The organism is Streptomyces sp. NPDC087906 (assembly GCF_055584925.1).
Genome location: NZ_JBVJLC010000002.1, coordinates 851,709 through 877,151, shown reverse-complemented (window position 1 = coordinate 877,151; position 25,443 = coordinate 851,709). Strand labels below are relative to the sequence as shown.

Here is a 25,443-nt window from a genome sequence, read left to right as displayed (position 1 = left end):
ATGGCTTACCTCGACCACGCCGCGACCACTCCGATGCTGCCGGAGGCGATCGAGGCGATGACCGCCCAGTTCGGCCTCGCCGGCAACGCGTCATCGCTCCACGCCGCCGGCCGCAGGGCCCGCCGTACCGTCGAGGAGGCCCGCGAGGCGCTCGCCGAGGCCCTCGGCGCACGGCCGAGCGAGGTGGTCTTCACCTCGGGCGGCACGGAGGCCGACAACCTGGCGGTGAAGGGGCTGTACTGGGCGCGCAGGGACGCCGACCCGGCCAGGACCCGGGTGCTGGCCAGCCCCGTGGAGCACCACGCGGTCCTCGACACCGTGGACTGGCTCGCTGAGCACGAGGGCGCGACCGTGGAGTACCTGGCCGTCGACAAGTACGGCAGGGTCGATCCGCAGACCCTGCGCGAGGCCGTCGAGCGCAATCCGGACGATGTCGCCCTCGCAACCGTGATGTGGGCCAACAATGAGATCGGCACGCTCCTCCCCGTCCCGGAACTGGCCGAGGTGGCCAGGGAGTTCAGCATCCCGCTGCACTCGGACGCGGTCCAGGCCGTCGGCCAGACCGAGCTGGACTTCGGCCGCTCGGGGCTCGCCGCGATGACGGTGTCCGGCCACAAGATCGGCGGCCCTTACGGCATCGGCGCGCTGCTCCTCGGCCGCGAGTACACCCCCGTACCCGTCCTGCACGGCGGCGGCCAGGAGCGCCAGGTGCGCTCCGGAACCCTGGACGTCCCCGCCATCGCGTCCTTCGCCGTCGCGGCGCGGGCGGCCACGGCGGGCCGCGCGGACTTCGCGCGGGACATCGGCGCGCTGCGGGACGAGCTGATCGACGCCGTGCACAAGGCGGTCCCCGACGCGGTGCTCGGCGGCGACCCGGACAACCGGCTGCCCGCCAACGCGCACTTCAGCTTCCCCGGCTGCGAGGGCGACTCGCTCCTGCTGCTGCTGGACGCCCAGGGCATCGCCTGCTCGACGGGCTCGGCCTGCACGGCGGGGATCGCGCAGCCCAGCCATGTCCTGCTGGCCACCGGTAGCGACCCGGACCTGGCCAGGGGCACGCTGCGCTTCTCCCTCGGCCACACCTCGACCCGGTCGGACGTCGAAGCCGTCGCCGCCGCGATCGGCCCGGCGGTCGAGCGCGCCCGCAGCGCCGGCCTGAGCTGAACTCCCTCGGTTCGGCCCGCGGGTTCAGCCCGCTGCGGAGATCCGCCGCGGCGGGGGCGGCGCCGACGCCTCGCGTACCAGCTTCAGATACCGGTTCCAGTTCCAGTACCGGCCCGGATCGGTGTGGTCCGTGCCGGGGACCTCGACATGGCCGATGATGTGCTCCCGGTCGACGGGTATCCCGTACCGCTTGCAGATGTCCGCAGTCAGCCGGGCCGACGAGCGGTACATGGCGTCCGTGAACGACCGCGGCCGGTCCACCCAGCCCTCGTGCTCGATCCCTATGCTGCGCTCGTTGTACGAGCGGTTGCCCGCGTGGAACGCGACGTCCAGCTCGCGGATCATCTGCGCCACATGGCCGTCCTTGCGCACCACGTAGTGCGCCGCCGCCGCGTGCGCCGGGTCCTTGAAGACCTTCAGCGCGACCGCGTAGCTGCCCTGCACCACATGGATCACCACGCGGTCGACGGTGTAGTCGGCCGGGCGGTCGGCCCGCCGGTAGTTCGCCGGGGAGGCGGAGACCCACTGGGCGCCCGCGAAATCCAGCTCGCCCGGGGTGCGCGGCTTCTCGGCGAGCGGGGTCCGCCACCAGGCGCGGGTCAGTTGCTCATGCGCCAGACCGGCCCCGCCCAGCACGGCGAGCCCGCCGCCGATCAGCAGGCCGCGCCTGCCGATCCGGTGCCCACCCGCGGCTTCGCCGCTCTTCTTCTCGCCCATATGGTCGACAACGCATACTCGCGCGACTGTGGTTCCCGCCGGGCCGTACTCTGGTGGGGCTATGACTCAGAATCCCCAGCGCCCCCTCCGTGTCCTGGCCGCGATGTCGGGCGGCGTGGACTCCGCCGTCGCCGCCGCCCGCGCCGCCGAAGCGGGGCACGACGTGACCGGCGTCCACCTGGCCCTCTCGGCGAATCCGCAGTCGTTCCGTACCGGAGCGCGCGGCTGCTGCACCATCGAGGACTCCCGCGACGCGCGCCGCGCGGCTGACGTCATCGGTATCCCCTTCTACGTCTGGGACCTCGCCGAGCGCTTCCGCGAGGACGTCGTGGACGACTTCGTCGCCGAGTACGAGGCGGGCCGCACGCCCAACCCCTGTCTGCGCTGCAACGAGAAGATCAAGTTCGCGGCGCTGCTCGACAAGGCGCTCGCGCTCGGCTTCGACGCCGTCTGCACGGGCCACTACGCGACGGTCGTCACGGGCGCCGACGGCGCGCGCGAGCTGCACCGCGCGAGCGACATGGCCAAGGACCAGTCGTACGTGCTCGGCGTCCTGGACGAGCGGCAGCTCGCGCACGCCATGTTCCCGCTCGGTGACACGCTCACCACCAAGGGCGAGATCCGCGAGGAGGCGCAGCGGCGCGGGCTCGCCGTGGCGAAGAAGCCCGACAGCCACGACATCTGCTTCATCGCCGACGGCGACACCCAGGGCTTCCTCGCCAAGCGGCTCGGCGCGGCCGAGGGCGACATCGTGGACGAGGCGGGGACGAAGCTCGGCAGCCACGACGGCGCCTTCGGCTTCACCATCGGCCAGCGCAAGGGGCTGCGCATCGGCCACCCGGCCGCCGACGGCAAGCCGCGCTACGTGCTGGACATCTCGCCCGTCGACAACACCGTGACGGTCGGCCCCGTCGACGCCCTCGACGTCCTGGAGCTGACGGCGGTCAAGCCCCGCTGGTGCGGCACGGCGCCGACCGGATCCGCCGCGTACACGGCCCAGTTGCGGGCCCACGGCGGCGAGACGCCGGTGACGGCCGAGCTGGTGGACGGCACCCTGCGGGTCGCGTTCGACGAGCCGGTACGGGGCGTGGCGCCGGGCCAGGCCGTGGTGCTGTACGACGGCACGCGCGTGGTCGGCTCGGCGACGATCGCGACGACGGTCCGGCGCAAGACGGCGCTGGCCGGCTGACCGGGACCGCCGGAGCCCGCCCTTCCCGGCCGGGAAGGGCGGGCGGGGTCCGAAGGCCCAGGCGGGACTTTGCGGACACGACCTAGCTGAGCCGGTGCACGAGCTGGGTGCTCAGCTCGTAGCGTGCGCCGGCGATCGCCAGCTTGCCCTCGGCCACCTTGGCCGCCAGGTCGGGCACCGCCGCGAGCCGTGCACGGACCTGCTTGACCTGGGCGTCGATGGTCGCGTCGACCCGCGCGTCACCCGTCAGGGAGTGGTCGATGACCGGAGCTATCTGGTCGGCCAGGTACTGGATGTGGTCGGGAAGGTGCTCGCCGCTCTCGTCCGCCGCCACGGCCGCCGAGACGGCGCCGCACGACTGGTGCCCGAGGACGAGCACCAGCGGTATCCCCAACTCCAGTACGCCGTAGGCGATGCTGCCGAGGATGGCCTCGTCCAGCACCTCACCCGCGGCGCGTACGGTCAGCAGATCGCCGAGGCCCTGGTCGAAGACCAGCTCGGGCGATACGCGGGAGTCGACGCAGCCGAGTATCACGGCGAACGGCTCCTGACCGCTCACCAGCGCCTGGCGTACGCTCGCGGATTCGTGCGGATGCTGCTCGTGGAGGGTGCGCCAGCGGCGGTTGCCCAGCGCCAGCTCGGCGAGGGCTGCCGCCGGTGTGGCCGGCCGGACGCGTGCTTGTGTCGGCGCGCCGACGGCTGCCACAGCGGGGGACGCTCCGGTGAGGAGTCCGGCGCCGGCCGCGGTGGTCGCTACTGCCGCGGTCGCGGCGGATGCTCGGAACAGGGCGCGGCGTCTGGTGACTGCCGGGGCCTGTGAGGTCTGTGTGATTTTCACGAGCGGAAACTAGCGCTCTTTTTACTAATGTATTTTCATACTGTATGAAGTTTTGGAAGTTTCTTGAACAACCCTTGGCGGTCGTCGCGTTCAGGCGGCGGTCCGGCGGGCGGCGCGTACCAGCAGTCCTGACAGCAGCACTTGGAGCACATCGGTCAGGGTCACCGTGAAGTCCATCCGCAGGGCGCCCAGTTCGGCGTCCCTCTCGTAGACCGTCAGCACGGCGGCCGACGGATGCGCGTGCGACCACACGGTCCCGGTCATCATCACGGCGGCGGTCGTGAAGCGCGTCGCGTCCGCCTCGTCGAGTTCGGGCAGCAGCCGGCCGACCAGCCGCACCAGATCCCGCACGTTCGCCACGGCCGCGCGCTTGTACTCCGCCGTCGCTTCGGGTGACACGTTCCGCTCAAGTACCGCCGCCTGTGCGCCGATCAGATCGCACAGCACCGGATGCTCCGCCAGTGAGGCGGCCAGCGCCGCCGCCAACTGGTCCGCCCGCTCGTACGGTTCGGCCGTCGCGTCGACAGCGGCGGCGACCTCGGTCTCGAAGCCGTCCAGCCAGGTGCGCGTCGCCTCGTTCATGAGGTCCAGCAGGACGGCCTCGCGCGACTCGAAGTAACGCAGCACATTCGACTTCGCCAGTCCCACGCGCCGGCTCAGCTCGTTGAGGCTGAGCTGGGCCGCCGGCATCTCCGTGAGCATCGCGGCGGCCGTGTCGAGGATCGCCTGTCGGCGTACGGCGCGCTGCTCCTCGCTGCGGGCGCGCTGGAAGCTCGTCATGGCCTCATCGTACAGACCTGCGGTCTGTTGTTATCAGACCAGTGGTCTGCTACCTTCGAAGACAACAGACCGGTGGTCTTCTATCTGCCGGACAACCGAAGGGGCCCTCATGTACACCGTTCCCGACCAGCACGGCAGGCTCGCCGTCGTCACGGGCGCCAACAGCGGTACGGGCAAGGAGGCGGCGAAGCGCCTGGCGGGCGCGGGGGCGCGGGTCGTGCTCGCTGTCCGTACCGTCGCCAAGGGGGAGCAGGCGCGCGCCGAGATCCTCGCCGCCCATCCGGACGCACGGCTCGACGTGCGCAGGATCGACCTCGCCGAGCTGGCCTCCGTACGGGAGTTCGCCGACGGGCTCATCGCCGAGGGGACACCGCTCGACCTGCTGGTCAACAACGCCGGGGTGATGTCGCCGCCCAGCCGGATCGGCACGGCCGACGGCTTCGAGCTCCAGATGGGCAGCAACTTCCTCGGCCCGTTCGCCCTCACGCTCAGGCTCCTGCCGCTGCTGCTCGCCGCCGAGGCGCCCCGGGTGGCCACCATGAGCAGCGGCACCGCCAACTACGGCACGATCGACTTCCAGGATCTGCAATGGGAGCGCCGCCGCTACAGCGCCGTCCGCTCCTACGCCCAGTCGAAGCTCGCCGATCTGATCCTGACCCGTCAGCTCGCCGCCGTCGCCGCCGAGCGCGGCTGGCCGCTGCTGAGCACCGCCGCCCACCCCGGCTACACGAAGACCAACCTCCAGACGGCCGGCTCGAGTCTCGGCACGGGCAAGCCGTCCTTCACGTACTCGCTGATGAACCGGTACGACATCCTGCCCACGCAGGGCGTCGAGCAGGGCGCCGAGCCGCTGCTGTACGCGGCGACCAGCCCGGACGCCGTGGCCGCCGGCTACTACGGCCCCGGCGGGCGCTTCGGTCTCGTCGGCCCCACGGCGCCCGCGCGTACGACCCGCAGGGCGCGCGACACCGAGGTCAACGCCAGGCTGTGGCGCGAGGCCGAGCGGCTGACCGGTGTGACCCTGCCCGCCGCCGTGCGCTGAGCGTGCTCGGACCCCGGCCCGCTCCGGCGCTCAGCCCGCGAAGAAGTCGGCCAGCACCGGCGCCAGTACGTGCGGCGCCACGTCGTGGGTCTGGCCGGTCAGCGTGCGATGACGGCCGCGCGGCAGCGCCTCTGCCACCGCGCGCGAGGCGTCGCGCAGGAACGCCGGACTCGCGCCGCCGTCCACGACCATCGACCGCGTCCCGATCCCGGCGAGCCGTTCGGTGGGGATCAGCCCCGAGCCCAGCACCGCGTCGTCGTAGGCGAGCGTGGGGGCGACGGCCGCCAGGGCGGGCCAGCTCGGAGACCGGCGCATCGCGTCGATCATCGCGGGGTCCATGCCCGTCAGCGCCATGAACAGCTCCACGGCCTCGTCCCGCCGGCCCTGCGCGAGCAGCACGCCGAGCTGCCCGGTGTAGGCGGCACTGGCCGGCACATCGGCCGGGTCCAGCAGGTACGGAGGCTCGTACAGCGCCAGTTGGCTCATCTCCACGCCCGCAGCCGCCGCTTCCAGCGCCAGCGCGGCGCCCGACGACATCCCGTACACGGAGGCGCTGCCGCCCGCCTCGGCGACCAGCGCCGCCAGGTCGTCGATCTCGCGCCGCACCTCGTACGGCGCGGTGTCACCGCTCGCGCCGCGGCCGCGCCGGTCGTACGTGATCACGTCGAAGCGCGGGGCCAGCAGCGCCGCGAGCGGCGCCCCCGACTCCGCCGTGCAGAGCGCGCCGACCACGACGACGACCGGCGGGCCCTCGCCCGAGCGCCGGTAGGCAATGCTGGTGCCGTCCGCGGACGTCACCTTGTGCGGGGTGTCCATGGCAGTGCAGACCTGCGGGCCCGGCGGAACTCATCGCCGGGCCCGGAAAAACTTCACGGCGGCGCCGCTCAGTCCGGCAGCAACTCCGTGTCGTAGAAGCAGAAGTGCCCCTTGACCTGGGCGACTTCCGTCTTCGGCGTGGGGTACGCCCAGACCAGGTCCGGGGCGTCCGGCAGCGACCAGTAGGAGGCGTCGCCCTTGAAGGGGCAGTGCGTCGTGGTGTCCGAGGGCGTCAGCAACTCGACGCGTACGTCCTCCGGCGGCAGGTAGTAGCGGACGGGACAGCCGGTCTCGCGCAGCACGAGCGGCCGGCGGCTCTCGGCGAGCACCTGCCCGTCCCGTACGGCGCGTACATGCTCGGTGCCCTGGTCGACGGTGATGGTGTGCCCGGTGGCCATGGCGTGCGTCCCTTCGACGGCTCTGTCGGTTCCCTCCTTACCAACAGCACCGGCGGGCCCCGCTCTCTTCCCTGCCTCTACCGTTGAGCGCATGAATATCTGCGTCTTCCTCTCCGCCGCCGACCTCGACGAGCGCTACACCCGGCCCGCCCGCGAATTCGCCGAGCTGATCGGCAAGGGCGGCCACACCCTCGTCTGGGGCGGGGCCGACCGCGGTCTGATGAAGGTCGTCGCGGACGGCGTGGAGCAGGCGGGCGGCCGGCTGGTCGGGGTCTTGGTGGACTTCCTCGCCGCCTCGGCCCGGCCGGGAGTCGACGAGATGGTGATCGCCAAGGACCTCGCTGAGCGCAAGGCGCTGCTGCTCGCCAAGTCCGACGCGATCGTGATCATGGTGGGCGGCGCCGGCACCCTGGACGAGGCGACCGAGATCCTGGAGCTGAAGAAGCACGGCCTGCACACCAAGCCCGTCGTGCTGCTCAACACGGCCGGTTTCTACGACGGGCTCAAGGAGCAGTTCCAGCGGATGGACGCCGAGGGCTTCCTGCCGCTGCCCCTCACCGAGCTGGTCTTCTTCGTCGAGGACGGCGTGGGCGCCCTCGCCTACCTGGAGGAGTCCGCCGGCGTGCGCTGAGGCCCCCGCGTGATGCGACGATGACGCCATGGCTACCCATCTGATCACCGGCGCCGGCTCGGGCATCGGCGCCGCCGTCGCGCGCCGGCTGCACGAACGCGGCGACGACCTGCTGCTGCTCGCACGCGACATCGGCCGCGCCAAGGAACTCAGCTCCCGCTATCCGGGCGCCGGCACCCTGGTCGGGGATCTCGGCCAACCCGACCGGCTGGCCTGGGCGCTGGGGCAGCAGGCGCTCCCCGACCACCTGGACTCGCTCCTGCACATCGCCGGTGTGGTCGACCTCGGCCCGATCGGCGAACTGACGCCCAAGGTCTGGCACGGCCAGCTCAACGTGAACCTGGTCGCCCCTGCCGAGCTGACCCGGCTTTTCCTGCCGCAGGTGCGGGCCGCCCGCGGCCAGGTCGTGTTCGTCAACTCGGGGGCCGGGCTCAACGCGAACGCCGAGTGGGGCGCGTACGCCGCTTCCAAGCACGGACTGAAGGCGCTCGCCGACGCGCTGCGCCAGGAGGAGAAGCCGAACGGGGTGCGGGTGACCTCCGTCTATCCCGGCAGGACGGCCAGCCCCATGCAGGTCAAGGTCCACCAGCAGGAGGGCAAGGAGTACGTGGCGGACCGGTTCATCGACCCCGGGTCGGTGGCGGCGATGCTGATCGCCGCGCTGGACCTGCCGCGCGACGCGCAGGTGGACGACGTGACCGTACGGCCGGGCCGATGAGCGACGGGACGGCCGGCGACGGGGCCGCGACCCCGGTGAACTGGGGGCCTGCCACCGGCGTCGGGTCCATGCCGGGCGGTGACGCGCGGGAGACGGCCAAGGCCGTCACCGGCACCTTTGAGACGTTCCCCTATCTGGCGGAGCTGCCCGCCCGCGGTCCGGGCGCCGACATGATCGGCAGGACCGCCGGCATGCTGGTCGAGGTCTACGCGCGCGTGGAGCCCAGCGGCTGGCGCATCGGCGACCGGCCGGGCCGCGACACCAAACGGGCCTGGTCCTGGCTGCGGGAGGACCTGGACGCCCTGGAGGAGTTCACCCAGGGCTACACGGGACCGGTCAAGATCCAGGCCGTCGGGCCCTGGACGCTCGCGGCCTCGCTGGAGCTGCGGGGCGGCGAGTCGGCGCTCAGCGACCCGGGTGCCTGCCGGGACCTGACCGGATCGCTGGTGGAGGGGCTCACCGCGCATCTCGCCGAGGTGCGCCGCCGGATCCCCGGCGCCGTACCGGTGCTGCAGCTCGACGAGCCGTCCCTCACCGCCGTACTGCGCGGCCATGTCAGGTCCGCCAGCGGCTACCGCACCTACCGGGCGGTGGACCGGCAGGTGGTCGAGGACGCGCTGCGCGAGGTGACCGCGCTGACGCCGGGCGCCGCCGTGGTGCACTCCTGCGCGCCGGACGTACCGTTCGCGCTGCTGAGGCGGGCGGGCGCGGCCGGAATCTCGTTCGATTTCGATCTCCTCACCGAGCGTGACGAAGACACGATCGGCGAGGCGGTCGAGGGCGGCACCCAACTCTTCGCCGGAGTCGTGCCCGGCACCGACAGCCCATTGTCAGACCCTGCCGGTAGCGTCATGGGTGTCAGAACGCTGTGGCGCAGGTTGGGGCTGGCGCCGGGGACTCTCGCCGGGTCCGTGGTGCTCACCCCGTCGTGCGGTCTCGCGGGCGCTTCACCCGGGTACGCACGGGAGGCGCTCGCCCACTGCGTCCGGGCGGCGAGATCCCTCGCGGACAACCCTGAGTAACGGGAGGACGAAACGGTGGCTGGCGAACAGCAGACGGCAGTGCCCGCGCAGGCGCGGGAGGAGCACGCCCGGATCGCCGAGGAGATCGACGAGCACCGCTACCGGTACTACGCCGAGGACCAGCCCGTCATCACCGACCGGGAGTTCGACGAACTCCTGCGGTCGCTGGAGGAGCTGGAGGAGCGCCATCCCGAGCTGCGCACCCCCGACTCGCCGACCCAGAAGGTCTCCGTCGACTACGAGACGGAACTGGTCAAGGTCGAGCACCGCGAGCGGATGCTCTCCCTGGACAACGCGTTCGACGACGCGGAGCTGACGGCCTGGGCCGACCGGCTCGCCAAGGACGTCGGCACCCCCGACTACCACTTCCTGTGCGAGCTGAAGATCGACGGCCTCGCCGTCAACCTGACGTACGAGAACGGGGTGCTGACCCGCGCGGCGACCCGCGGCACGGGCCGCGTCGGCGAGGACATCACGCCCAACGTCCGCACGATCGCCGAGATCCCGCACCGGCTGAAGGGCCAGCGGATCCCCGCCCTGGTGGAGATCCGCGGCGAGGTCTTCTTCCCGATGGAGGCCTTCCAGGACCTCAACGCGCGGCGGGTCGAGGCGGGCGAGAAGCCGTACGCCAACCCGCGCAACTCCGCCTCGGGATCGCTGCGCCAGAAGGACCCCCGGGTCACCGCCACGCTGCCGCTGCACATGGTGGTCCATGGCATCGGCGCCCGCGAGGGCTTCGACATCGACTGCCTGTCGCACGCGTACGAGCTGCTGCGCGAATGGGGCCTGCCCACCGGCGAGCACAACAGGGTGGTCGACTCCATCGAGGGCGTACGGGAGTTCATCGCCTACTACGGCGAGCACCGGCACTCGGTGGTGCACGAGATCGACGGCGTGGTCGTCAAGCTGGACGAGATCCCGCTCCAGGGCAGGCTCGGCTCCACCTCGCGCGCCCCGCGCTGGGCCATCGCCTGGAAGTACCCGCCGGAAGAGGTCAACACCAAGCTGGTGGACATCCGGGTCGGCGTCGGCCGCACCGGCAGGGTCACGCCGTACGCGGTCGTGGAGCCCGTCACCGTCGCCGGGTCGGAGGTCGAGTTCGCCACCCTGCACAACCAGGACGTGGTGAAGTCCAAGGGCGTCCTCATCGGGGACACGGTGGTGCTGCGCAAGGCCGGCGATGTGATCCCCGAGATCCTCGGCCCGGTCATGGGCCTGCGGCCCGAGGACGCGCGGGAGTTCGTGATGCCCGCCGAGTGCCCCGAGTGCGGGACGGCACTGCGCCCGATGAAGGAGGGCGACATCGACCTCCGCTGCCCCAACGGGCAGTCCTGCCCCGCCCAGTTGCGTGAGCGGCTGTTCTATCTCGCGGGCCGCAAATGCCTGGACATCGAGAACTTCGGCTATGTGGCCGCCGCCGCGCTCACCAAGCCGCTGGAGCCGTCGACCCCGCCCCTGCTGGACGAGGGCGACCTCTTCGACCTGACCGAGGAGAAGCTGCTCCCCATCAAGGCGTACGTCCTCGACCAGGACAGCGGGCTGCCCAAGCGGGACCCGGAGACCGGCGAGGAGAAGATCGTCACGGTCTTCGCCAACCAGGAGGGCAAGCCGAAGAAGAACGCGCTCGCGATGCTGGAGCACATCGCGGCCGCCAAGAGCCGGCCGCTCGCCCGGATCCTGGCCGGGCTCTCCATCCGGCATGTGGGACCCGTCGCCGCCGAGGCGCTGGCCAGGGAGTTCCGCTCCGTCGAGCGGATCGAGCAGGCCACGGAAGAGGAGTTGGCCGCCGTCGAGGGGGTCGGGCCGACCATCGCCGCCTCGCTCAAGCAGTGGTTCGAGGTCGACTGGCACCGCGAGATCCTGCGCAAGTGGCGGGCGGCCGGCGTCCGGATGGAGGAGGAGGGCAGCGGCGAGGACGAGGGCCCGCGCCCGCTCGCCGGGCTGACCGTCGTCGTGACCGGCACGCTGGAGGGATTCACCCGCGACGGAGCGAAGGAGGCGCTGCAGAGCCGGGGCGCCAAGGTCGCGGGGGCCGTCTCGAAGAAGACCGCCTTCGTGGTCGTCGGGGAGAATCCCGGCTCCAAGCACGACAAGGCGATCCAGCTCAAGGTCCCGGTCCTCGACGAACAGGGCTTCACGGTCCTGCTCGCCGAAGGCCAAGAAGCGGCCAGGGAGGTGGCGTTGGCGGCGGCGGGCGCCGAGGAGGAGCCGCCGGGGGAGTCTCCGGCGGAAACGGCCGAAGATGCCTCCGGGCCGAGCACCGGCGAGTAGCGTGACGCAGCGGCGGGGGAGCGGGCGCCAAGCTCGCCCGTTCGTCGCATATCAGATGGATAGGGACGGGCGGGTCGCATTCGGGCAACCGCCGACGAGCGCTGCCCGTTGGGGCGTTCGGCGGCCTACTGTTGAGTCGTGCGCCTGTCGTACACGGCTGAGTGGTCGGGATGCCAGTCGTGATGGCATGACGACGTGCCATCACGTGGCACTGGCTCCGCCGGCTGTGAGAGGGACGGGAATGAAACCGACCGAGAGCGCCGCCCCGGTCCCACCCCCGCGCGGATTCGCGCGATTTGCGAGTGTCGCCACCCTTGTGGCCGCGATGCCCGTCCTGGTGGTGGGACTCGCGGCGGTCGCGCTGGTGACCGGTCTTGGCCTCGCGCTGCGGGACGGCCGCGCGCTGTTCCCCGGCGGCGGGACGGGCTGGGCCATCGCGGTGCTCACCGCGGTCATCGTCGGCCATCTCGTCGCCCTCGGCCGCGACCGCTGGTGGGGCGGCACCGGCTCCGGCGCCGCCCTCACCCTCGCGGTCCTGCTGCTGTACGGCTGGGTGCCGGCCGGACTCGTCAGCTTCGCCGTCGTCGTCCTCGTCGGCGTCTGCCGCAAACACCGCTGGCGCCAGGGCGTGCTGCACGGAGCGGCGGACATCGTCGGCATCGGCGCCGCCGCCCTCGTCCTGCTGCTCTTCGGCGACGTGCCCACCGTCGAGGCGCCCTGGCAGCCGCTCGACTGGGGCATCGGCGCCGTACCGGAGATCGTCCTCGCCGCCGCGGCCCATCTCCTCGTCACCCGGCTGCTGTTGTGGTACGCGCTGGCGCCGCAGGGCGCGGGACTGCCGACCGTCGCCCGTACGGCCCTGCTGCGGCAGGGGCTCATCGCCGTCGCGCTGCTCGGCATAGCCCCGCTGATATGCGTCGTCGCCGTGTCGACCCCGGTCCTGCTGCCGCTCTTCGCCATACCGCTGATCGCCCTCGACTCCACGCTCTGGATCGCCAGGGCGCGCGCCGAGGAGCAGTTGCGCGACCCGCTCACCGGACTGCCCAACCGGCAGTGGCTGCTGGAGCGCACCTGGTCGGCGCTGGAGCACGCCGAGTCCATCGGCGCCCGCTCGGCCCTGGTCCTGATCGACCTCGACCGGTTCCGCTCGGTCAACGACACGCTCGGCCATCTCGCGGGCGACCGGCTGCTGTTGCAGATCGCCGACCGGCTCAAACTCGCCCTGCCGCGCGGCGCGGAGGCCGCGCGGCTCGGCGGCGACGAGTTCGCCGTCCTCCTGCCGACCTGCGACTCGACCACGAGCGCGCAGCGCGTCGCCCGCCATCTCGTCGCCGAACTCTCCTCGCAGCTCGACCTCGACGGCCTCACCCTGGTCCTGGAGGCCAGCGCGGGCGTCGCCGTCTACCCCGAACACGCGCTGGACGCCGAAGGCTTGCTGCGCCGCGCCGACGTCGCGATGTACCAGGCGAAGCGGGACCGTACCGGAGTCGAGGTCTACGAGGTCAAGCGGGACTCCAACACCCCCGACCGGCTGGGGCTGCTGGGCGATCTGCGGCGCGCGCTGGACGCGGGCGAGGTGGAGCTGCACTACCAGCCGAAGGTCCGCTTCGACGGCCAGGTGGCCGGACTTGAGGCGCTGGTGCGCTGGGTGCACCCGGAGCGCGGCCAGGTCCCGCCCGACGAGTTCATCGCCATCGCCGAGTCGTCCGGGCTCATGCCGTACCTCACCGAGTACGTGCTGGAGACCGCGCTCGCCCAGGTCGCCCGCTGGCGGGCGCAGGGCCTGATGGTGCCGGTCGCGGTCAACGTGTCCCCGCGCGACGTGCACACACCGGGCTTCGCGGGCGCCGTGGCGGCGCGGCTGGCCCGGCACGGCGTACCGCCGGCCGCGCTCCAGTTGGAGATCACCGAGCATGTGCTGCTGGAGGACCCGCAGCGGGCCGCCGACACCCTCGCGGGGCTGACCGGGCACGGGGTGAAGATGTCCCTGGACGACTTCGGCACGGGCTACTCGTCCCTGGTGCATCTGCGCCGGCTGCCGGTGAGCGAGCTGAAGATCGACCGGTCGTTCGTGGCCAAGCTCGCCGTCGACAACGAGGACGCGGAGATCGTCCGCTGCACGGTGGACCTGGCGCATTCGCTCGGCCTGGTGGTCGTGGCCGAGGGCGTCGAGGACGACGAGACCTGGGAGCGGCTGCGCGACCTCGGCTGCGACGCGGTCCAGGGCTGGCTGGTGGCGGCCGCGATGCCGCCGCACGAGACGACGGCGTGGCTGCGGGCCAGGGGAGAGCGCGGCTGGCGCCGCCCGGCGGAGCTGGAGGCGGCGAGGCGCCGCGAGCTGCCGGGCCCGGTGGTCCAGTAGCGGTCTGGACGAAAGCCTCCGGAAGCTACCAAAAGACCGTACAGCGGGCGGGCGTCGACCGGTCCCGTACCCGTACGGGACAAAGCGTTTCGCGGGCAGGTGCGCGCGCCCCATAGGATTGGGCGGGTCTCCCGTTCCTTCCGTCGCCGTATCCGTATCCGTACACCCGCCACACTCACCCTTGAGGATCGTTGCATGCCTGGCATCACGCGCGAGGAGGTCGCCCACCTCGCCCGGCTGGCGCGTCTGGAGCTGCAGGACGAAGAGCTTGAACACTTCGCCGGCCAGCTCGACGACATCATCGGCGCGGTCGCCCGCGTATCCGAGGTAGCCGACCAAGACGTACCGCCGACCTCCCACCCGCTGCCGCTGACCAACGTCATGCGCGCGGACGAGGTCCGCCCGTCGCTCACCCCCGCGCAGGCGCTCTCCGGCGCCCCTGCCCAGGAGCAGCAGCGTTTCAAGGTGCCGCAGATCCTGGGGGAGGACTAACAGCCATGACGGACATCAAGTCGGACATCATCACGCTCACCGCCGCCGAGATCGCGGCGAGGATCGCCGCGGGCGATCTCACGGCCGTCGAGGTCACCGAGGCCCATCTGGCCAGGATCGAAGCGGTCGACGAGAAGGTCCACGCCTTCCTGCACGTCGACCGCGAGGGCGCGCTGGCGCAGGCGCGCGCCGTGGACGCGAAGCGGGCGGCGGGCGAGGAGCTGGGCCCGCTGGCCGGCGTGCCGCTCGCGCTCAAGGACATCTTCACCACCGAGGGCATCCCGACCACCGTCGGCTCGAAGATCCTCGAAGGCTGGATCCCGCCGTACGACGCGACGGTCACCAAGCGGCTCAAGGCCGCCGGGGTCGTGATCCTCGGCAAGACCAACATGGACGAGTTCGCCATGGGGTCGTCGACGGAGAACAGCGCGTACGGCCCCACCGGCAACCCCTGGGACCTCACCCGGATCCCCGGCGGCTCGGGCGGCGGCTCGTCCGCCTCGCTCGCCTCGTACCAGGCGCCGCTGGCCATCGGCACGGACACCGGCGGCTCCATCCGCCAGCCGGCCGCCGTCACCGGCACCGTCGGCGTCAAGCCGACGTACGGCGGGGTCTCCCGCTACGGCATGGTCGCGTTCTCCTCCTCGCTCGACCAGGGCGGGCCCTGCGCCCGTACGGTCCTGGACGCGGCGCTGCTGCACGAGGCCATCGCGGGGCACGACCCGCTCGACTCGACCTCCATCGACGCGCCGGTCCCGCCGGTCGTCGAGGCGGCGCGCAACGGCTCGGTGGCCGGGATGCGCGTCGGCGTCGTCAAGCAGTTCGCCGGCGAGGGCTACCAGGCCGGCGTCGTCCAGCGGTTCAACGAGTCGGTCGAGCTGCTGAGCGAGCTGGGCGCCACGATCGTCCCGCTCGACTGCCCCTCCTTCGACCTGGCCCTTTCGGCGTACTACCTGATCGCGCCGTCCGAGTGCTCGTCCAACCTCGCCAGGTTCGACGCCATGCGCTACGGGCTGCGGGTCGGCGACGACGGCACGCGCTCGGCCGAGGACGTCACGGCCCTGACCCGTGAGGCGGGCTTCGGCGACGAGGTCAAGCGCCGCATCATGCTCGGCACGTACGCGCTCAGCTCCGGCTACTACGACGCGTACTACGGCTCGGCGCAGAAGGTCCGCACGCTGATCACCCGGGACTTCGAGAAGGCGTTCGAGCAGGTCGACGTGATCGTCTCCCCGACGACCCCGACCACCGCCTTCCCGATCGGCGAGCGCGCCGACGACCCGATGGCGATGTATCTCGCGGACCTGTGCACCATTCCGACCAACCTGGCGGGCAACGCCGCCATGTCCCTGCCCTGCGGGCTCGCCCCGGAGGACGGACTGCCGGTCGGACTGCAGATCATCGCCCCCGCCATGAAGGACGACCGGCTGTACAGGGTCGGAGCCGCTGTCGAGGCGGCCTTCGTGGAAAGGTGGGGACACCCGCTGCTGGAGGAGGCACCGTCACTATGAGTAGTGCACTGAGCAAGGCCAAGGGCTTCAAAAAGTCCAAGTCAGGGACCTATCTGTCGATGGCCACGACTGCTTTCGGCGCGCTCAGCGTCATCAAGCAGGTCAAGAGAGCCCGCACCGAGGACGACAAGCTCCGGCTGGTCGACGCGGCGGTCTCGGCCGTCTCGATCGTCACCGGACTCGCGATCCTCTACCGCGAGCTGAAGCGCATCGGCGACGACGACGTCCTGTTCGGCTGAGCCGACCGCGCCGGGCGCCCGCCGCAGCGCGGGTGCCCGGCGCACCTCCCCGATGTGAGTAGCGATGAAGGAGTTGTGTTTCCTGTGAGCGTCATCGACCTGGTGCCGTACGAGGAGGCCCTTGCGACCTACGACCCCGTCATGGGCCTTGAGGTCCATGTCGAGCTCGGCACCAGGACCAAGATGTTCTGCGGCTGTTCGACCGAGCTGGGTGCCGAGCCCAACTCGCAGACCTGTCCCACCTGTCTCGGTATGCCCGGCGCGCTGCCGGTCGTCAACGAGATCGGGGTGGAGTCGGCCGTCAAGATCGGGCTCGCGCTGAACTGCGAGATCGCCGAGTGGTGCCGGTTCGCGCGGAAGAACTACTTCTACCCGGACATGCCGAAGAACTTCCAGACCTCCCAGTACGACGAGCCGATCGCCTTCAACGGCTACCTCGACGTCCAGCTCGACGACGGCGAGACCTTCCGGGTGCAGATCGAGCGCGCCCACATGGAGGAGGACACCGGCAAGTCGCTGCATGTCGGCGGTGCCACCGGGCGTATCCACGGCGCCTCGCACTCGCTGCTCGACTACAACCGCGCCGGGATCCCGCTCATCGAGATCGTCACCAAGCCCATCGAGGGCGCCGGTGAGCGCGCCCCCGAGGTCGCCAAGGCGTACGTCGCCGAGCTGCGGGAGCTGATCAAGGCGCTCGGCGTCTCCGATGCCCGGATGGAGATGGGCCAGATGCGGTGCGACGTGAACCTGTCGCTGCGTCCGCACGGCCGGGAGAAGTTCGGCACCCGCTCCGAGACGAAGAACGTCAACTCGCTGCGCAGCGTCGAGCGCGCCGCGCGCTTCGAGATCCAGCGGCACGCCGCCGTGCTGAACTCCGGCGGCACGATCCTGCAGGAGACCCGGCACTTCCACGAGGAGGACGGCTCCACGACGTCCGGCCGGATCAAGGAAGAGGCCGAGGACTACCGGTACTTCCCCGAGCCCGACCTGGTGCCGGTCGCACCGGCCCGCACCTGGGTCGAGGAGCTGCGCGCCGGGCTGCCCGAGCTGCCGCGGGTGCGCCGCACCCGGCTGCGCGAGGAGTGGGGCGTCTCCGAGCACGACATGCAGTCGATCCTCAACGCCGGCGCCATCGACCCGATCGTCGCCACGATCGACGCGGGCGCCCCTGCCGACCAGGCCCGCAAGTGGTGGATGGGCGAGCTGGCCCGCAACGCCAACGAGACGGGCCGGGACCTCGGCGAGCTGCCGATCACCCCGGAGCAGGTCGCCCGGGTGGCCACGCTGGTCGCTTCCGGCGATCTCAACGACAAGCTGGCCCGCCAGGTGATCGACGGGGTGCTCGCCGGTGAGGGCGACCCGGACACCGTCGTCGAGAAGCGCGGTCTCAAGGTCGTCTCCGACGACGGCGCGCTCGGCGCGGCCGTGGACGAGGCCATCGCGGGCAACGCGGCCGTCGCCGACAAGATCCGCGGCGGCAAGGTCGCGGCGGCCGGCGCGCTCGTCGGCGCCGTCATGAAGGCCACCAGAGGACAGGCGGACGCCGCGCGGGTGCGCGAGCTGATTCTGCAGAAGCTGGGAGTCGAGGGCTGACCTCACCGGTCGGTGGGCGACAGTAGGGGCGGCGCACCGCGTGGTGCGCCGCCCCTGGCCGTCCCGGCGCGCCTGGCCGTCCCCCGGAGAGCCTGACCGTCCCTCGGAGAGTTCGTGAACACCGTCACCGCCGAAATCGTCTCCGTCGGGCTGCTGCTCGGGGTGCTGGCCTTCGCCGTCGTACGGCCCCGGGGATGGCCGGAAGCCGTCGCCGCCGTACCGGCAGGGGCGCTGCTCATCGCGTTCGGCGCCGTGTCGCCCGCCGACGCCTGGGAGCAGACCCGCACCCTGCTGCCCGTGGTGGGGTTCCTCGCCGCCGTGCTGGTGGTGTCCCAGCTCTGCGACGAGGAGGGGCTGTTCTCGGCTGCCGGTGATCTCGTCGCGCGGGCCTGCGGCGGCCGGCCGCAGCGGCTGCTCGGCGGGGTGTTCGCCGTCGCCGCCGTCACCACCGCCGTACTGAGCCTGGACGCGACGGTCGTGCTGCTCACGCCGGTGGTGTTCGCGACCGCCGCCCGGGTCGGCGCCCGCCCCCGGCCGCATGTCTACGCCTGCACGCATCTCGCCAACTCCGCGTCCCTGCTGCTGCCGGTCTCCAACCTGACCAATCTGCTGGCGTTCACCGCGAGCGGACTGTCCTTCACCCGGTTCGCCGCGCTGATGGCGGTGCCGTGGCTGGCGGCGATCGCCGTCGAGTACGCCGTCTTCCGCCGCTGGTTCGCCACCGACCTGGCGGCAGGCGCGCATGCCCCGCGGGCCGCCGAGGAGCGTGACCTGCCGGTGTTCACGCTGGTGGTGCTGGGGCTGACGCTGGCCGGCTTCGCCGTCACCTCGTTCGCCGGGATCAATCCCGCGTGGGCCGCGCTCGCCGGGGCGCTCGTCCTGGCCGTACGCGCGCTGCGGCAGCGGCGGACGACCGTCACCGGTCTGGTGCGCGCCGCCTCACCGCTGTTCTGCCTGTTCGTGATCGCGCTCGGCGTGGTCGTCAAGGCCGTCGTCGACAACGGGCTGGGGACGGGAATCGGCCATGTGCTGCCCGCCGGCTCCTCGTTGCCCGCGCTGCTGGCCGTCGCCGCCGTCGCCGCCGTCCTGGCCAACGCGATCAACAACCTGCCCGCGATCCTCGCGCTGCTGCCGGTGGCCGGCCCGATGGGTCCTGGCCCGGTGCTCGCCGCGCTGATCGGCGTCAACCTCGGCCCGAACCTGACGTACGTGGGCTCGCTCGCGACCCTGCTGTGGCGGCGCATCCTGCACGAACACGACACGGCGCCGAAGCTCGGCCAGTTCACCCGGCTGGGTCTGGTGACCGTTCCCGCCACGCTCGCCGTCTCCACGGCGGCGCTCTGGGCGGCGCTGAAGGTCATCGGAAGTTGATTTCTTAACCGTCCAACAAGTAAACGTGCGCAGGGGATTGACCGCGACGTTGGTCTAGTCCTTTACTACCTTTCAGCGTCGGCGGGTTCATGTGGACAAGCTTCGTTCCGCCATATGAACAAGCAGGTCGCGTTCTCCTCGCTGCCTTCGCCGCAACACCCCGCTCCACGGGCATCTGCCTGCGCTTCACCCCCACATCTGTGCATTTGATGCGCCCATGACAGGAGTGTTCCTGTGTTCAAAGCCTGTAAGAGAGCCTTGGCCGTCGCGCCCGCCGTGCTCGCCATGGCCGCCACCGCGGTCGTCGCCACCGGCAGCAGCGCCAGCGCCGCGGCCAACCCGGGACCGGGCTTCCCCGCCCAGTACGCCGCCCCCTACGCGGAGACCTGGGCATCGCCCCAGGCGCTGACCAACGCCCGCAACGCCACCGGGCTCAAGTACTTCACGCTCGCGTTCGTCATCGACGCCGGCGGCTGCAACGCCAAGTTCAACGGCGACACCGAGGTCACCGACGCGGGCTGGACCTCGGCGGTCAACTCGCTGCGCGCGGCCGGCGGCGACGTCATCGTCTCCTTCGGCGGCGCCTCCGGCACCGAGGTCGGCGCCTCCTGCTCGTCGGTCGCCGCGCTGAAGACCCAGTACAAGAAGGTCATCGACGCGCTCAACCTGACCCGGGTCGACTTCGACATCGAGGGCGGGACCGTCGCCGACGACGCGGCCAACGACCGCCGCAACAAGGCCCTCGCCCAGCTCCAGCAGGAGTACGCGTCGGCGGGCAAGAAGTTGGACGTGCAGTACACGCTGGCCACCGACCCCTCGGGGCTGCCGCAGGACCAGCTCGACCTGCTCACCAACGCCAAGAACAACAACCTCACCGTCAACCTCGTCAACCTGATGACGATGGACTACGGCTCGCCGATGGACATGGGCAAGGCGGCCACCGACGCGGCGACGGCCCTGCACGCGCAGCTCGGCAGGATCTGGACGACCAAGACCGACGCGCAGCTCTGGGCGATGGAGGGCAACACCCCGATGATCGGGGTCAACGACACCCAGTCCGAGGTCTTCTCCACGGCGAACGCCAACACCCTCACCGCCTTCGCCAAGTCCAAGGGCATCCAGGAGCTGTCCTTCTGGGCGCTCGGCCGGGACAAGGCGTGCTCCAGCAACGGCCAGCTCTCCGACGTGTGCAGCGGCACCTCGCAGAGCGCCTGGCAGTTCTCCAGCATCATGAACGGGGTCACGGGCGGCGGCGGCACCACACCGCCCCCCACCGGCGGCACGGGACCGATCACCGGCCTCGGCGGCAAGTGCGTCGACGTGAACGCGGCCTCCAGCGCCAACGGCACAGCCGTCCAGCTCTACGACTGCAACGGCTCCAACGCCCAGACGTGGACGGTCGGCTCGGACGGCACCGTGCGCGCGCTCGGCAAGTGCCTGGACGTCGCGTCCGCCGGCACGGCCGACGGCAGCAAGGTCCAGATCTACGACTGCAACGGCACAGCGGCGCAGAAGTGGACCAAGGGCACCGGCAACACCCTCGTGAACTCCGGCTCCGGCAAGTGCCTGGACGTCACGGACAACAGCACGGCCAACCTGACGCGGCTGCAGATCTGGCAGTGCTTCGGCGGCTCGAACCAGCAGTGGCACCTGCCGGCCTGACGGCCGGTCGGCCGGACGACTGACGGGTGGACGACCGTCCGCGTACGGTGGCGGCCCCGGCGGGAAGACATCCGCCGGGGCCGCCACACGCGCGTCAGGACACCGGACCGGCGGGCCCGCCCGTGGCACTGTGGGCACTCCGCATCCGACGGGAGGCCCCCCCCCATGAACGACCGTACGACCGTGCTGGTCTGGATCACCGAAGCGACCTGGACGGCGTGCGTCGACGCCGCCCGCGACCGGGCCCCGCACGACGACGTGGTGATCCTGCACGTGAGCGACGACGACGTGGCCGCAGCCGCGCACCACGCGTACGCCGGACTGCTCGGCCGCGGCCACACCCCCGAGCGCGACCCCGGCGGCCGGCTCGCGGCCCTCAGCGGCGCGGCAGCCGCCGACCTGCTCGAAGCGGCGGCGCACCGGCTCGGCAGGCCCTGCGAACTCCTCGACCACCACGGGGACGTGGAACGCGAGGTCGTCGCCGCCGCTGCCGACGCCGACCTGCTGATCTGCGCCAGGGACGGCGATCCGCACCGGCCGGGACCGCACAGCCTGGGCCGCGCGTCACGGTTCGTGGTCGACCACGCGCCCTGCCCCGTGCTGCTCGTGTGGCCCGCCGACCAGCCGTAACGCTTCCACCGGCCACGTTCATCTCGCGGACGTTCCGGAGCCGCGTCCCTGCCATCCGGCCCCGCTACCGTGCGTACGGTCCCCGCCGATGCACTCACCCCCATGGAGGCCGGGCATGTCACCGGAGATGTCCCGCAGGAAAATGCTCGCCCTCGGCACGGGCGCGCTGGGCGCAGCCGCCACCGGGTCGCTGCTGCCGCCGTCCTTGCAGGCCGCGATGGCGGCGGAGCCCGCCGACGGGGGCATGGGGGCCATCAGACACGTCGTCGTCCTGATGCAGGAGAACCGGTCGTTCGACCACTACTTCGGCACCCTGCGCGGGGTCCGCGGCTTCGGTGACCGCAACGCCGTCGAGCTGCCCTCCGGCAAGCCCGTCTTCGAACAGCCGGCCGCCACCGCGGGGACGCCCGGCACCGTACTGCCCTTCTCCATCCGGGAGGCCGCGCTCGCGCAGCGGCAGGAGCTGCAGTACATCGGCGGGCTCGACCACTCCTGGGAGGGCGGCGGCAAGGCGTGGAACGGCGGCTGGATGGACGGCTGGACCGCCGCCAAGTCGCCCGCCACGATGGCGTACTACGACCGGCGCGACCTGCCCCTCCACTACGAGCTGGCCGACACCTTCACCGTCTGCGACGCCTACCACTCCTCCATCCACTCCTCGACGAGCCCCAACCGCAACCACCTGTGGAGCGGCTGGACCGGGTACGAGGCCGACGGGCGGCGGGCCGTCGGCAACGACGCGTACGACGAGGCGACCCACCCCGGCTACCCGTGGCCGACCTACCCGGAGCGGCTGGAGAAGGCGGGCCGCACCTGGCAGACGTACACGGAGTGGGAGAACTTCACCGACAACAACATCGAGTTCTTCACCACCTTCAAGAACATCGCCCGCAAGGCGCTCGCCCCGGCCCGCGCGCTGGCCGGGGTGCCCGGCGCCGCCGGCTTCACCTACATGGAGGCCTTCTACGCAGCCGTGCGCGGCACCGACGACGCGGGCGAGCGGCAGCGGCTGCTCGACGCGCTGGAGGCCGGCGCCGCCACACTGACCGGCCACGAGCGCTCGCTGTTCGAGCGCGGACTGCGCCGCGTGGAGCCCGGCACCCTGGCCGACGCCTTCCGGGCCGACGTCGCGGCGGGCACGCTGCCCGAGGTGTCGTACCTGGTCCCCTCGGCCGTCGACTCCGAGCACCCCGGCGAGTCGTCGCCCGTCGCCAGCGCCTCGCTCGTCTACAAGGTCCTCGACGCGCTCGGCGCGCATCCGGACGTCTGGCGGCACACCGTCGTACTGATCAACTACGACGAGAACGACGGCTTCTTCGACCACGTGCCGCCGCCCGTGCCGCCCGCCGACGCGGCCGACGAGCACTGGCAGGGGCTGCCCACCGGGCTCGGCATGCGGGTGCCGATGCTGGTCGTCTCGCCCTGGAGCGTCGGCGGCCATGTCTGCTCGCAGGTCTTCGACCACACCTCCGTGCTGCGCTTCCTGGAGAAGTGGACCGGCGTGGCCGCACCCGACATCACCCCCTGGCGGCGCACCGTCACCGGCGATCTGACGTCCGCCTTCGACTTCCAGCACGTCAGGCCGCAGCCGGGCACCGAGCAGCCGGGCGAGATTCCCGCGTTCAGCGGGCGCTGGCAGCCCGTGCCGCCGGCCGACCAGCGGATGCCCGTCCAGGAGAGCGGCGCGCGGCCCGCGAGGCCGCTGCCGTACCAGCCCGACGCGTACGGCCGGGTCAAGGGCCGCGGCTTCGAGGTCACGCTCAGCAACTCGGGGCGCGCCAGCGCGCACTTCGCGCTCTACCCGTACGCCGGTGAGTTCGCGACGCCCCAGCACCGCGACGTACGGGGCACCGCGCAGTGGACGGTGCCCCTTACCGGCTCCCGCGGTGACGGCGGCTACCGCTTCACGATCACCGGCCCCAACGGCTTCCGCCGCGAATTCGCCGGCGCGGCGGCCGAGGGCGCCGAGGTGTCGTCGGCCGTCGACCACCACGACCGCGATCTGCAGCTCACCCTGCACAACAGGGGAGAGCGCGCGGTCACCTTCTTCGTACGCCCCCTCGGCTACGTGGACGAGGCGGACCTGCACGGCTGGACCCGGCAGATCACGGTCAAGCCGGGCCGCAGCCGCAACATCGTCCACTCGGCGGCCGACGCGCACGGCTGGTACGACATCGAGATCACCGCAGCCGACGGCTTCCGCCGCCGGCTGATGGGACACATCGAGAACGGCCGCGCCAGCGTCTCCGGCTGAACCGCCGCGCGCCGCCACAGGCCGTACGGGGGTGGGTGCCCGCCGCCCCGCGCGGGGATGCGAGGATCACCGCACAGCGTGCGACGGCGCACGCGCGGGTGACGACGGGGGAGCCGGATGTTCGCGAGACCGCTGGGTGACGGGGCCGAGCTGCGCCCCCTGGAGCCGTGGCAGGCCGAGGAGTTCCTCGCCCACATGGACCGCGCGCGGGACATCGTCGACGTGCACATCAAGCTCGCCCAGGCCGCCACCGACCTGGTGTCCGCCCGCGCGCTGCTCACGTCGTACGCCGAGAAGCAGGCGACCGACAGCGGGCGCATCTACGGCATCTGGCGCGACGGCACGCTCGTCGGCGGGGTGCTCTTCCCCGCGTTCGACGCCGCATCGGGCAACTGCGAGGTCGGCTGCTGGCTGGAGCCCGCGGGCACCGGGAGCGGACTGATCACCCGGGCCGCCCGGGTGATCATCGACTGGGCCTTCGACGAGCGCGGCATGCGGCGCGTCGAGTGGCACGCGTCGACGGCCAACACCGCCAGCATCCGGGTCGCCCAGCGGCTCGGTATGCGCAAGGAGGGCGTGCTGCGCTCGTCCTACCCGCACCGGGGCGAGCGGCAGGACATGGAGGTCTGGTCGGTCCTCCCCGACGAGTGGCGTGCGCAGCCCCGCACAGCTCGTTAAGAAAGCTCTCAGACGCTGCCCCTAGCGTGCGCCGTATGAACCCCACACCTAAGACAGAGACCTCGGGACCGCAGTCGCCGGAGGCAGCCGACGAGCGCGAGCCCGAGGTCGTCGGTACGGGCGCCGAAGCGGCGCCCGTACCCGCGGACGACGCGCCACGCGACGACCTGGCGGGCGACGAGCCGGCGGGCGACGAGCTGGACGACGCTGACGACGACGAGCTGGCGGAGCCCGCCGCGCGCACCTCGTCAGGCCTCGGCGCCGCCGTGGCCGCGATCGTCGCCGCCGCCCTCGGCATCGTGGCGCTGACCGGCACCTGGACCGGCCGGGTGCTCGCCGAGCGCGAGACGCTGGTCGGCCAGTTGCACACGTCGCAGTCCTCCACCACCGCCAAGCAGATCTCCGAGTTGTACGGCGACGGCTGGCACTCCACCGCGCTGGTCAACGGCATAGTCGCGCTGATCGCTGTGCTCATCGCCGTGGTCGTGCTGGTCCTGCCGCAGCGCGGCACCTGGGTACGCCCTGTCGCTGTCGCGGCGATCGTCCTCGGCGCCATCGGCGTCCTGGTCTCGATCGGCATGTACTTCGACATCTTCGCCTCCCTGCCGAGCGCCCCCGCGACCCCGGCCACCCCGTCGGCGCCGCCCGCCGGCTGAGGACCGGCCAAGCGGGCCGCCCGACAGGAACTAAGGCTTCCGCGCTTCCCTGCGGGGGCCTTAGACCGTACGTACGGCACGACCCGCTCGACTAAGGCGCCGCGAGCCGTCGAGGATGCGGCCTTCTCCCGATGTGGCGGACCCCCCTGGGAGACGAAGGTAGAGGCATCGGAAGACGCCGATACACCTTCGTACCAGGGGAGACCACCATGTTGGAGTACGAGCTCCAGAAGATCCGGCACGCCCAGCTCATCCACGAGGCCGACCTGCGCCGGCTCGCCAAGCAGGTGCGCAAGGCCCGCCGGCAGCCCGTCGAGGACGAAGCGGGGGGCGGGGTGAGATCCCTGCACCACCTCTTCGACCGCGCCGCCTGATCCCGGCCGGGTGCCGCGATGAGTCCAGCGCCGAT

Annotated in this window: 24 protein-coding genes; 19 read left to right on the top strand and 5 right to left on the bottom strand. The window is 71.8% G+C overall.

Annotated features, from left to right (window positions below; genetic code table 11):
* The gene (locus ACZ63I_RS09240; protein ID WP_469336870.1) at positions 1-1,164 is read left to right on the top strand and encodes a cysteine desulfurase family protein; all 1,164 of its coding nucleotides are present in this window, start codon (positions 1-3) and stop codon (positions 1,162-1,164) included.
* Between the two features lie 24 nt (positions 1,165-1,188).
* On the opposite strand, the gene ACZ63I_RS09235 is transcribed toward ACZ63I_RS09240, so the two are convergent.
* Positions 1,189-1,881, bottom strand: a complete 693-nt coding sequence (locus tag ACZ63I_RS09235) for an N-acetylmuramoyl-L-alanine amidase (protein WP_469336868.1) — start codon at positions 1,879-1,881, stop codon at positions 1,189-1,191.
* A 61-nt stretch (positions 1,882-1,942) separates the two neighbouring features.
* On the opposite strand from ACZ63I_RS09235, the gene mnmA reads away from it, so the two are divergent.
* Positions 1,943-3,070, top strand: a complete 1,128-nt coding sequence (mnmA, locus tag ACZ63I_RS09230; RefSeq protein WP_469336866.1) for a tRNA 2-thiouridine(34) synthase MnmA — start codon at positions 1,943-1,945, stop codon at positions 3,068-3,070.
* A gap of 82 nt (positions 3,071-3,152) precedes the next feature.
* On the opposite strand, the gene ACZ63I_RS09225 is transcribed toward mnmA, so the two are convergent.
* Together ACZ63I_RS09225 and ACZ63I_RS09220 are read right to left on the bottom strand one after the other, a co-directional pair.
* Positions 3,153-3,908 carry a carbonic anhydrase gene (locus ACZ63I_RS09225; RefSeq protein ID WP_469336865.1) on the bottom strand — a complete coding sequence of 252 codons (756 nt, stop codon included), beginning with the start codon at positions 3,906-3,908 and terminating at the stop codon, positions 3,153-3,155.
* A gap of 90 nt (positions 3,909-3,998) precedes the next feature.
* On the bottom strand, positions 3,999-4,688 hold the full coding sequence (locus tag ACZ63I_RS09220; RefSeq protein WP_469336863.1) for a TetR/AcrR family transcriptional regulator: 690 nt from the start codon (positions 4,686-4,688) through the stop codon (positions 3,999-4,001).
* Positions 4,689-4,797: 109 nt separating this feature from the next.
* Between ACZ63I_RS09220 and ACZ63I_RS09215 the strand changes: the two genes are divergently transcribed.
* Positions 4,798-5,730 carry an SDR family oxidoreductase gene (locus tag ACZ63I_RS09215; protein WP_469336861.1) on the top strand — a complete coding sequence of 311 codons (933 nt, stop codon included), beginning with the start codon at positions 4,798-4,800 and terminating at the stop codon, positions 5,728-5,730.
* A 30-nt stretch (positions 5,731-5,760) separates the two neighbouring features.
* Here ACZ63I_RS09215 and ACZ63I_RS09210 read toward each other — a convergent pair whose 3' ends face one another.
* The gene (locus ACZ63I_RS09210) at positions 5,761-6,546 is read right to left on the bottom strand and encodes an alpha/beta fold hydrolase (RefSeq protein ID WP_469336859.1); all 786 of its coding nucleotides are present in this window, start codon (positions 6,544-6,546) and stop codon (positions 5,761-5,763) included.
* 68 nt (positions 6,547-6,614) lie between these two features.
* Complete coding sequence (locus ACZ63I_RS09205; protein ID WP_469336857.1) at positions 6,615-6,944, bottom strand: DUF427 domain-containing protein; 330 nt, start codon at positions 6,942-6,944, stop codon at positions 6,615-6,617.
* Between the two features lie 91 nt (positions 6,945-7,035).
* On the opposite strand from ACZ63I_RS09205, the gene ACZ63I_RS09200 reads away from it, so the two are divergent.
* The 16 genes from ACZ63I_RS09200 to ACZ63I_RS09125 all read left to right on the top strand — a co-directional run bounded on the left by ACZ63I_RS09200 (position 7,036) and on the right by ACZ63I_RS09125 (position 25,408).
* The gene (locus ACZ63I_RS09200; protein ID WP_469336856.1) at positions 7,036-7,575 is read left to right on the top strand and encodes an LOG family protein; all 540 of its coding nucleotides are present in this window, start codon (positions 7,036-7,038) and stop codon (positions 7,573-7,575) included.
* Between the two features lie 28 nt (positions 7,576-7,603).
* Positions 7,604-8,293 (top strand): SDR family oxidoreductase, encoded by a 690-nt coding sequence (locus ACZ63I_RS09195; protein ID WP_469336854.1) that lies wholly within the window; start codon positions 7,604-7,606, stop codon positions 8,291-8,293.
* Entirely contained in the window at positions 8,290-9,315 is a 1,026-nt protein-coding gene (locus ACZ63I_RS09190) for a methionine synthase (protein ID WP_469336852.1), read from the top strand. Before ACZ63I_RS09195 ends, ACZ63I_RS09190 begins: the two co-directional genes overlap by 4 nt.
* 15 nt (positions 9,316-9,330) lie before the next feature.
* A complete protein-coding gene (ligA, locus tag ACZ63I_RS09185) occupies positions 9,331-11,586 on the top strand; it encodes an NAD-dependent DNA ligase LigA (RefSeq protein ID WP_469336851.1) in 2,256 nt (751 codons plus the stop codon).
* Positions 11,587-11,827: 241 nt separating this feature from the next.
* Positions 11,828-13,948 carry a putative bifunctional diguanylate cyclase/phosphodiesterase gene (locus tag ACZ63I_RS09180; RefSeq protein ID WP_469336849.1) on the top strand — a complete coding sequence of 707 codons (2,121 nt, stop codon included), beginning with the start codon at positions 11,828-11,830 and terminating at the stop codon, positions 13,946-13,948.
* A 195-nt stretch (positions 13,949-14,143) separates the two neighbouring features.
* Positions 14,144-14,440, top strand: a complete 297-nt coding sequence (gene gatC, locus ACZ63I_RS09175; RefSeq protein WP_040025077.1) for an Asp-tRNA(Asn)/Glu-tRNA(Gln) amidotransferase subunit GatC — start codon at positions 14,144-14,146, stop codon at positions 14,438-14,440.
* Between the two features lie 5 nt (positions 14,441-14,445).
* On the top strand, positions 14,446-15,951 hold the full coding sequence (gene gatA, locus ACZ63I_RS09170) for an Asp-tRNA(Asn)/Glu-tRNA(Gln) amidotransferase subunit GatA (RefSeq protein WP_469336847.1): 1,506 nt from the start codon (positions 14,446-14,448) through the stop codon (positions 15,949-15,951).
* Positions 15,948-16,190, top strand: a complete 243-nt coding sequence (locus tag ACZ63I_RS09165) for a hypothetical protein (protein ID WP_041984087.1) — start codon at positions 15,948-15,950, stop codon at positions 16,188-16,190. The genes gatA and ACZ63I_RS09165 overlap by 4 nt, the downstream gene beginning before the upstream one ends.
* Positions 16,191-16,274: 84 nt before the next feature.
* Complete coding sequence (gatB, locus tag ACZ63I_RS09160) at positions 16,275-17,783, top strand: Asp-tRNA(Asn)/Glu-tRNA(Gln) amidotransferase subunit GatB (protein WP_469336845.1); 1,509 nt, start codon at positions 16,275-16,277, stop codon at positions 17,781-17,783.
* Positions 17,784-17,897: 114 nt separating this feature from the next.
* Complete coding sequence (locus ACZ63I_RS09155; protein ID WP_469336843.1) at positions 17,898-19,154, top strand: arsenic transporter; 1,257 nt, start codon at positions 17,898-17,900, stop codon at positions 19,152-19,154.
* Positions 19,155-19,388: 234 nt separating this feature from the next.
* Positions 19,389-20,816, top strand: a complete 1,428-nt coding sequence (locus ACZ63I_RS09150) for a ricin-type beta-trefoil lectin domain protein (RefSeq protein ID WP_469336841.1) — start codon at positions 19,389-19,391, stop codon at positions 20,814-20,816.
* 165 nt (positions 20,817-20,981) lie between these two features.
* Positions 20,982-21,446, top strand: a complete 465-nt coding sequence (locus tag ACZ63I_RS09145; RefSeq protein ID WP_469336839.1) for a universal stress protein — start codon at positions 20,982-20,984, stop codon at positions 21,444-21,446.
* Between the two features lie 115 nt (positions 21,447-21,561).
* On the top strand, positions 21,562-23,700 hold the full coding sequence (locus tag ACZ63I_RS09140; protein ID WP_469336837.1) for a phosphocholine-specific phospholipase C: 2,139 nt from the start codon (positions 21,562-21,564) through the stop codon (positions 23,698-23,700).
* 117 nt (positions 23,701-23,817) lie between these two features.
* A complete protein-coding gene (locus tag ACZ63I_RS09135) occupies positions 23,818-24,378 on the top strand; it encodes a GNAT family N-acetyltransferase (protein ID WP_469336835.1) in 561 nt (186 codons plus the stop codon).
* 35 nt (positions 24,379-24,413) lie between these two features.
* Positions 24,414-25,034, top strand: a complete 621-nt coding sequence (locus ACZ63I_RS09130; RefSeq protein WP_469336833.1) for a hypothetical protein — start codon at positions 24,414-24,416, stop codon at positions 25,032-25,034.
* A 209-nt stretch (positions 25,035-25,243) separates the two neighbouring features.
* Positions 25,244-25,408: a hypothetical protein gene (locus ACZ63I_RS09125; RefSeq protein WP_469336831.1), complete on the top strand. Its 165-nt coding sequence runs from the start codon at positions 25,244-25,246 to the stop codon at positions 25,406-25,408.
* The last annotated feature ends 35 nt before the right edge of the window (positions 25,409-25,443 follow it).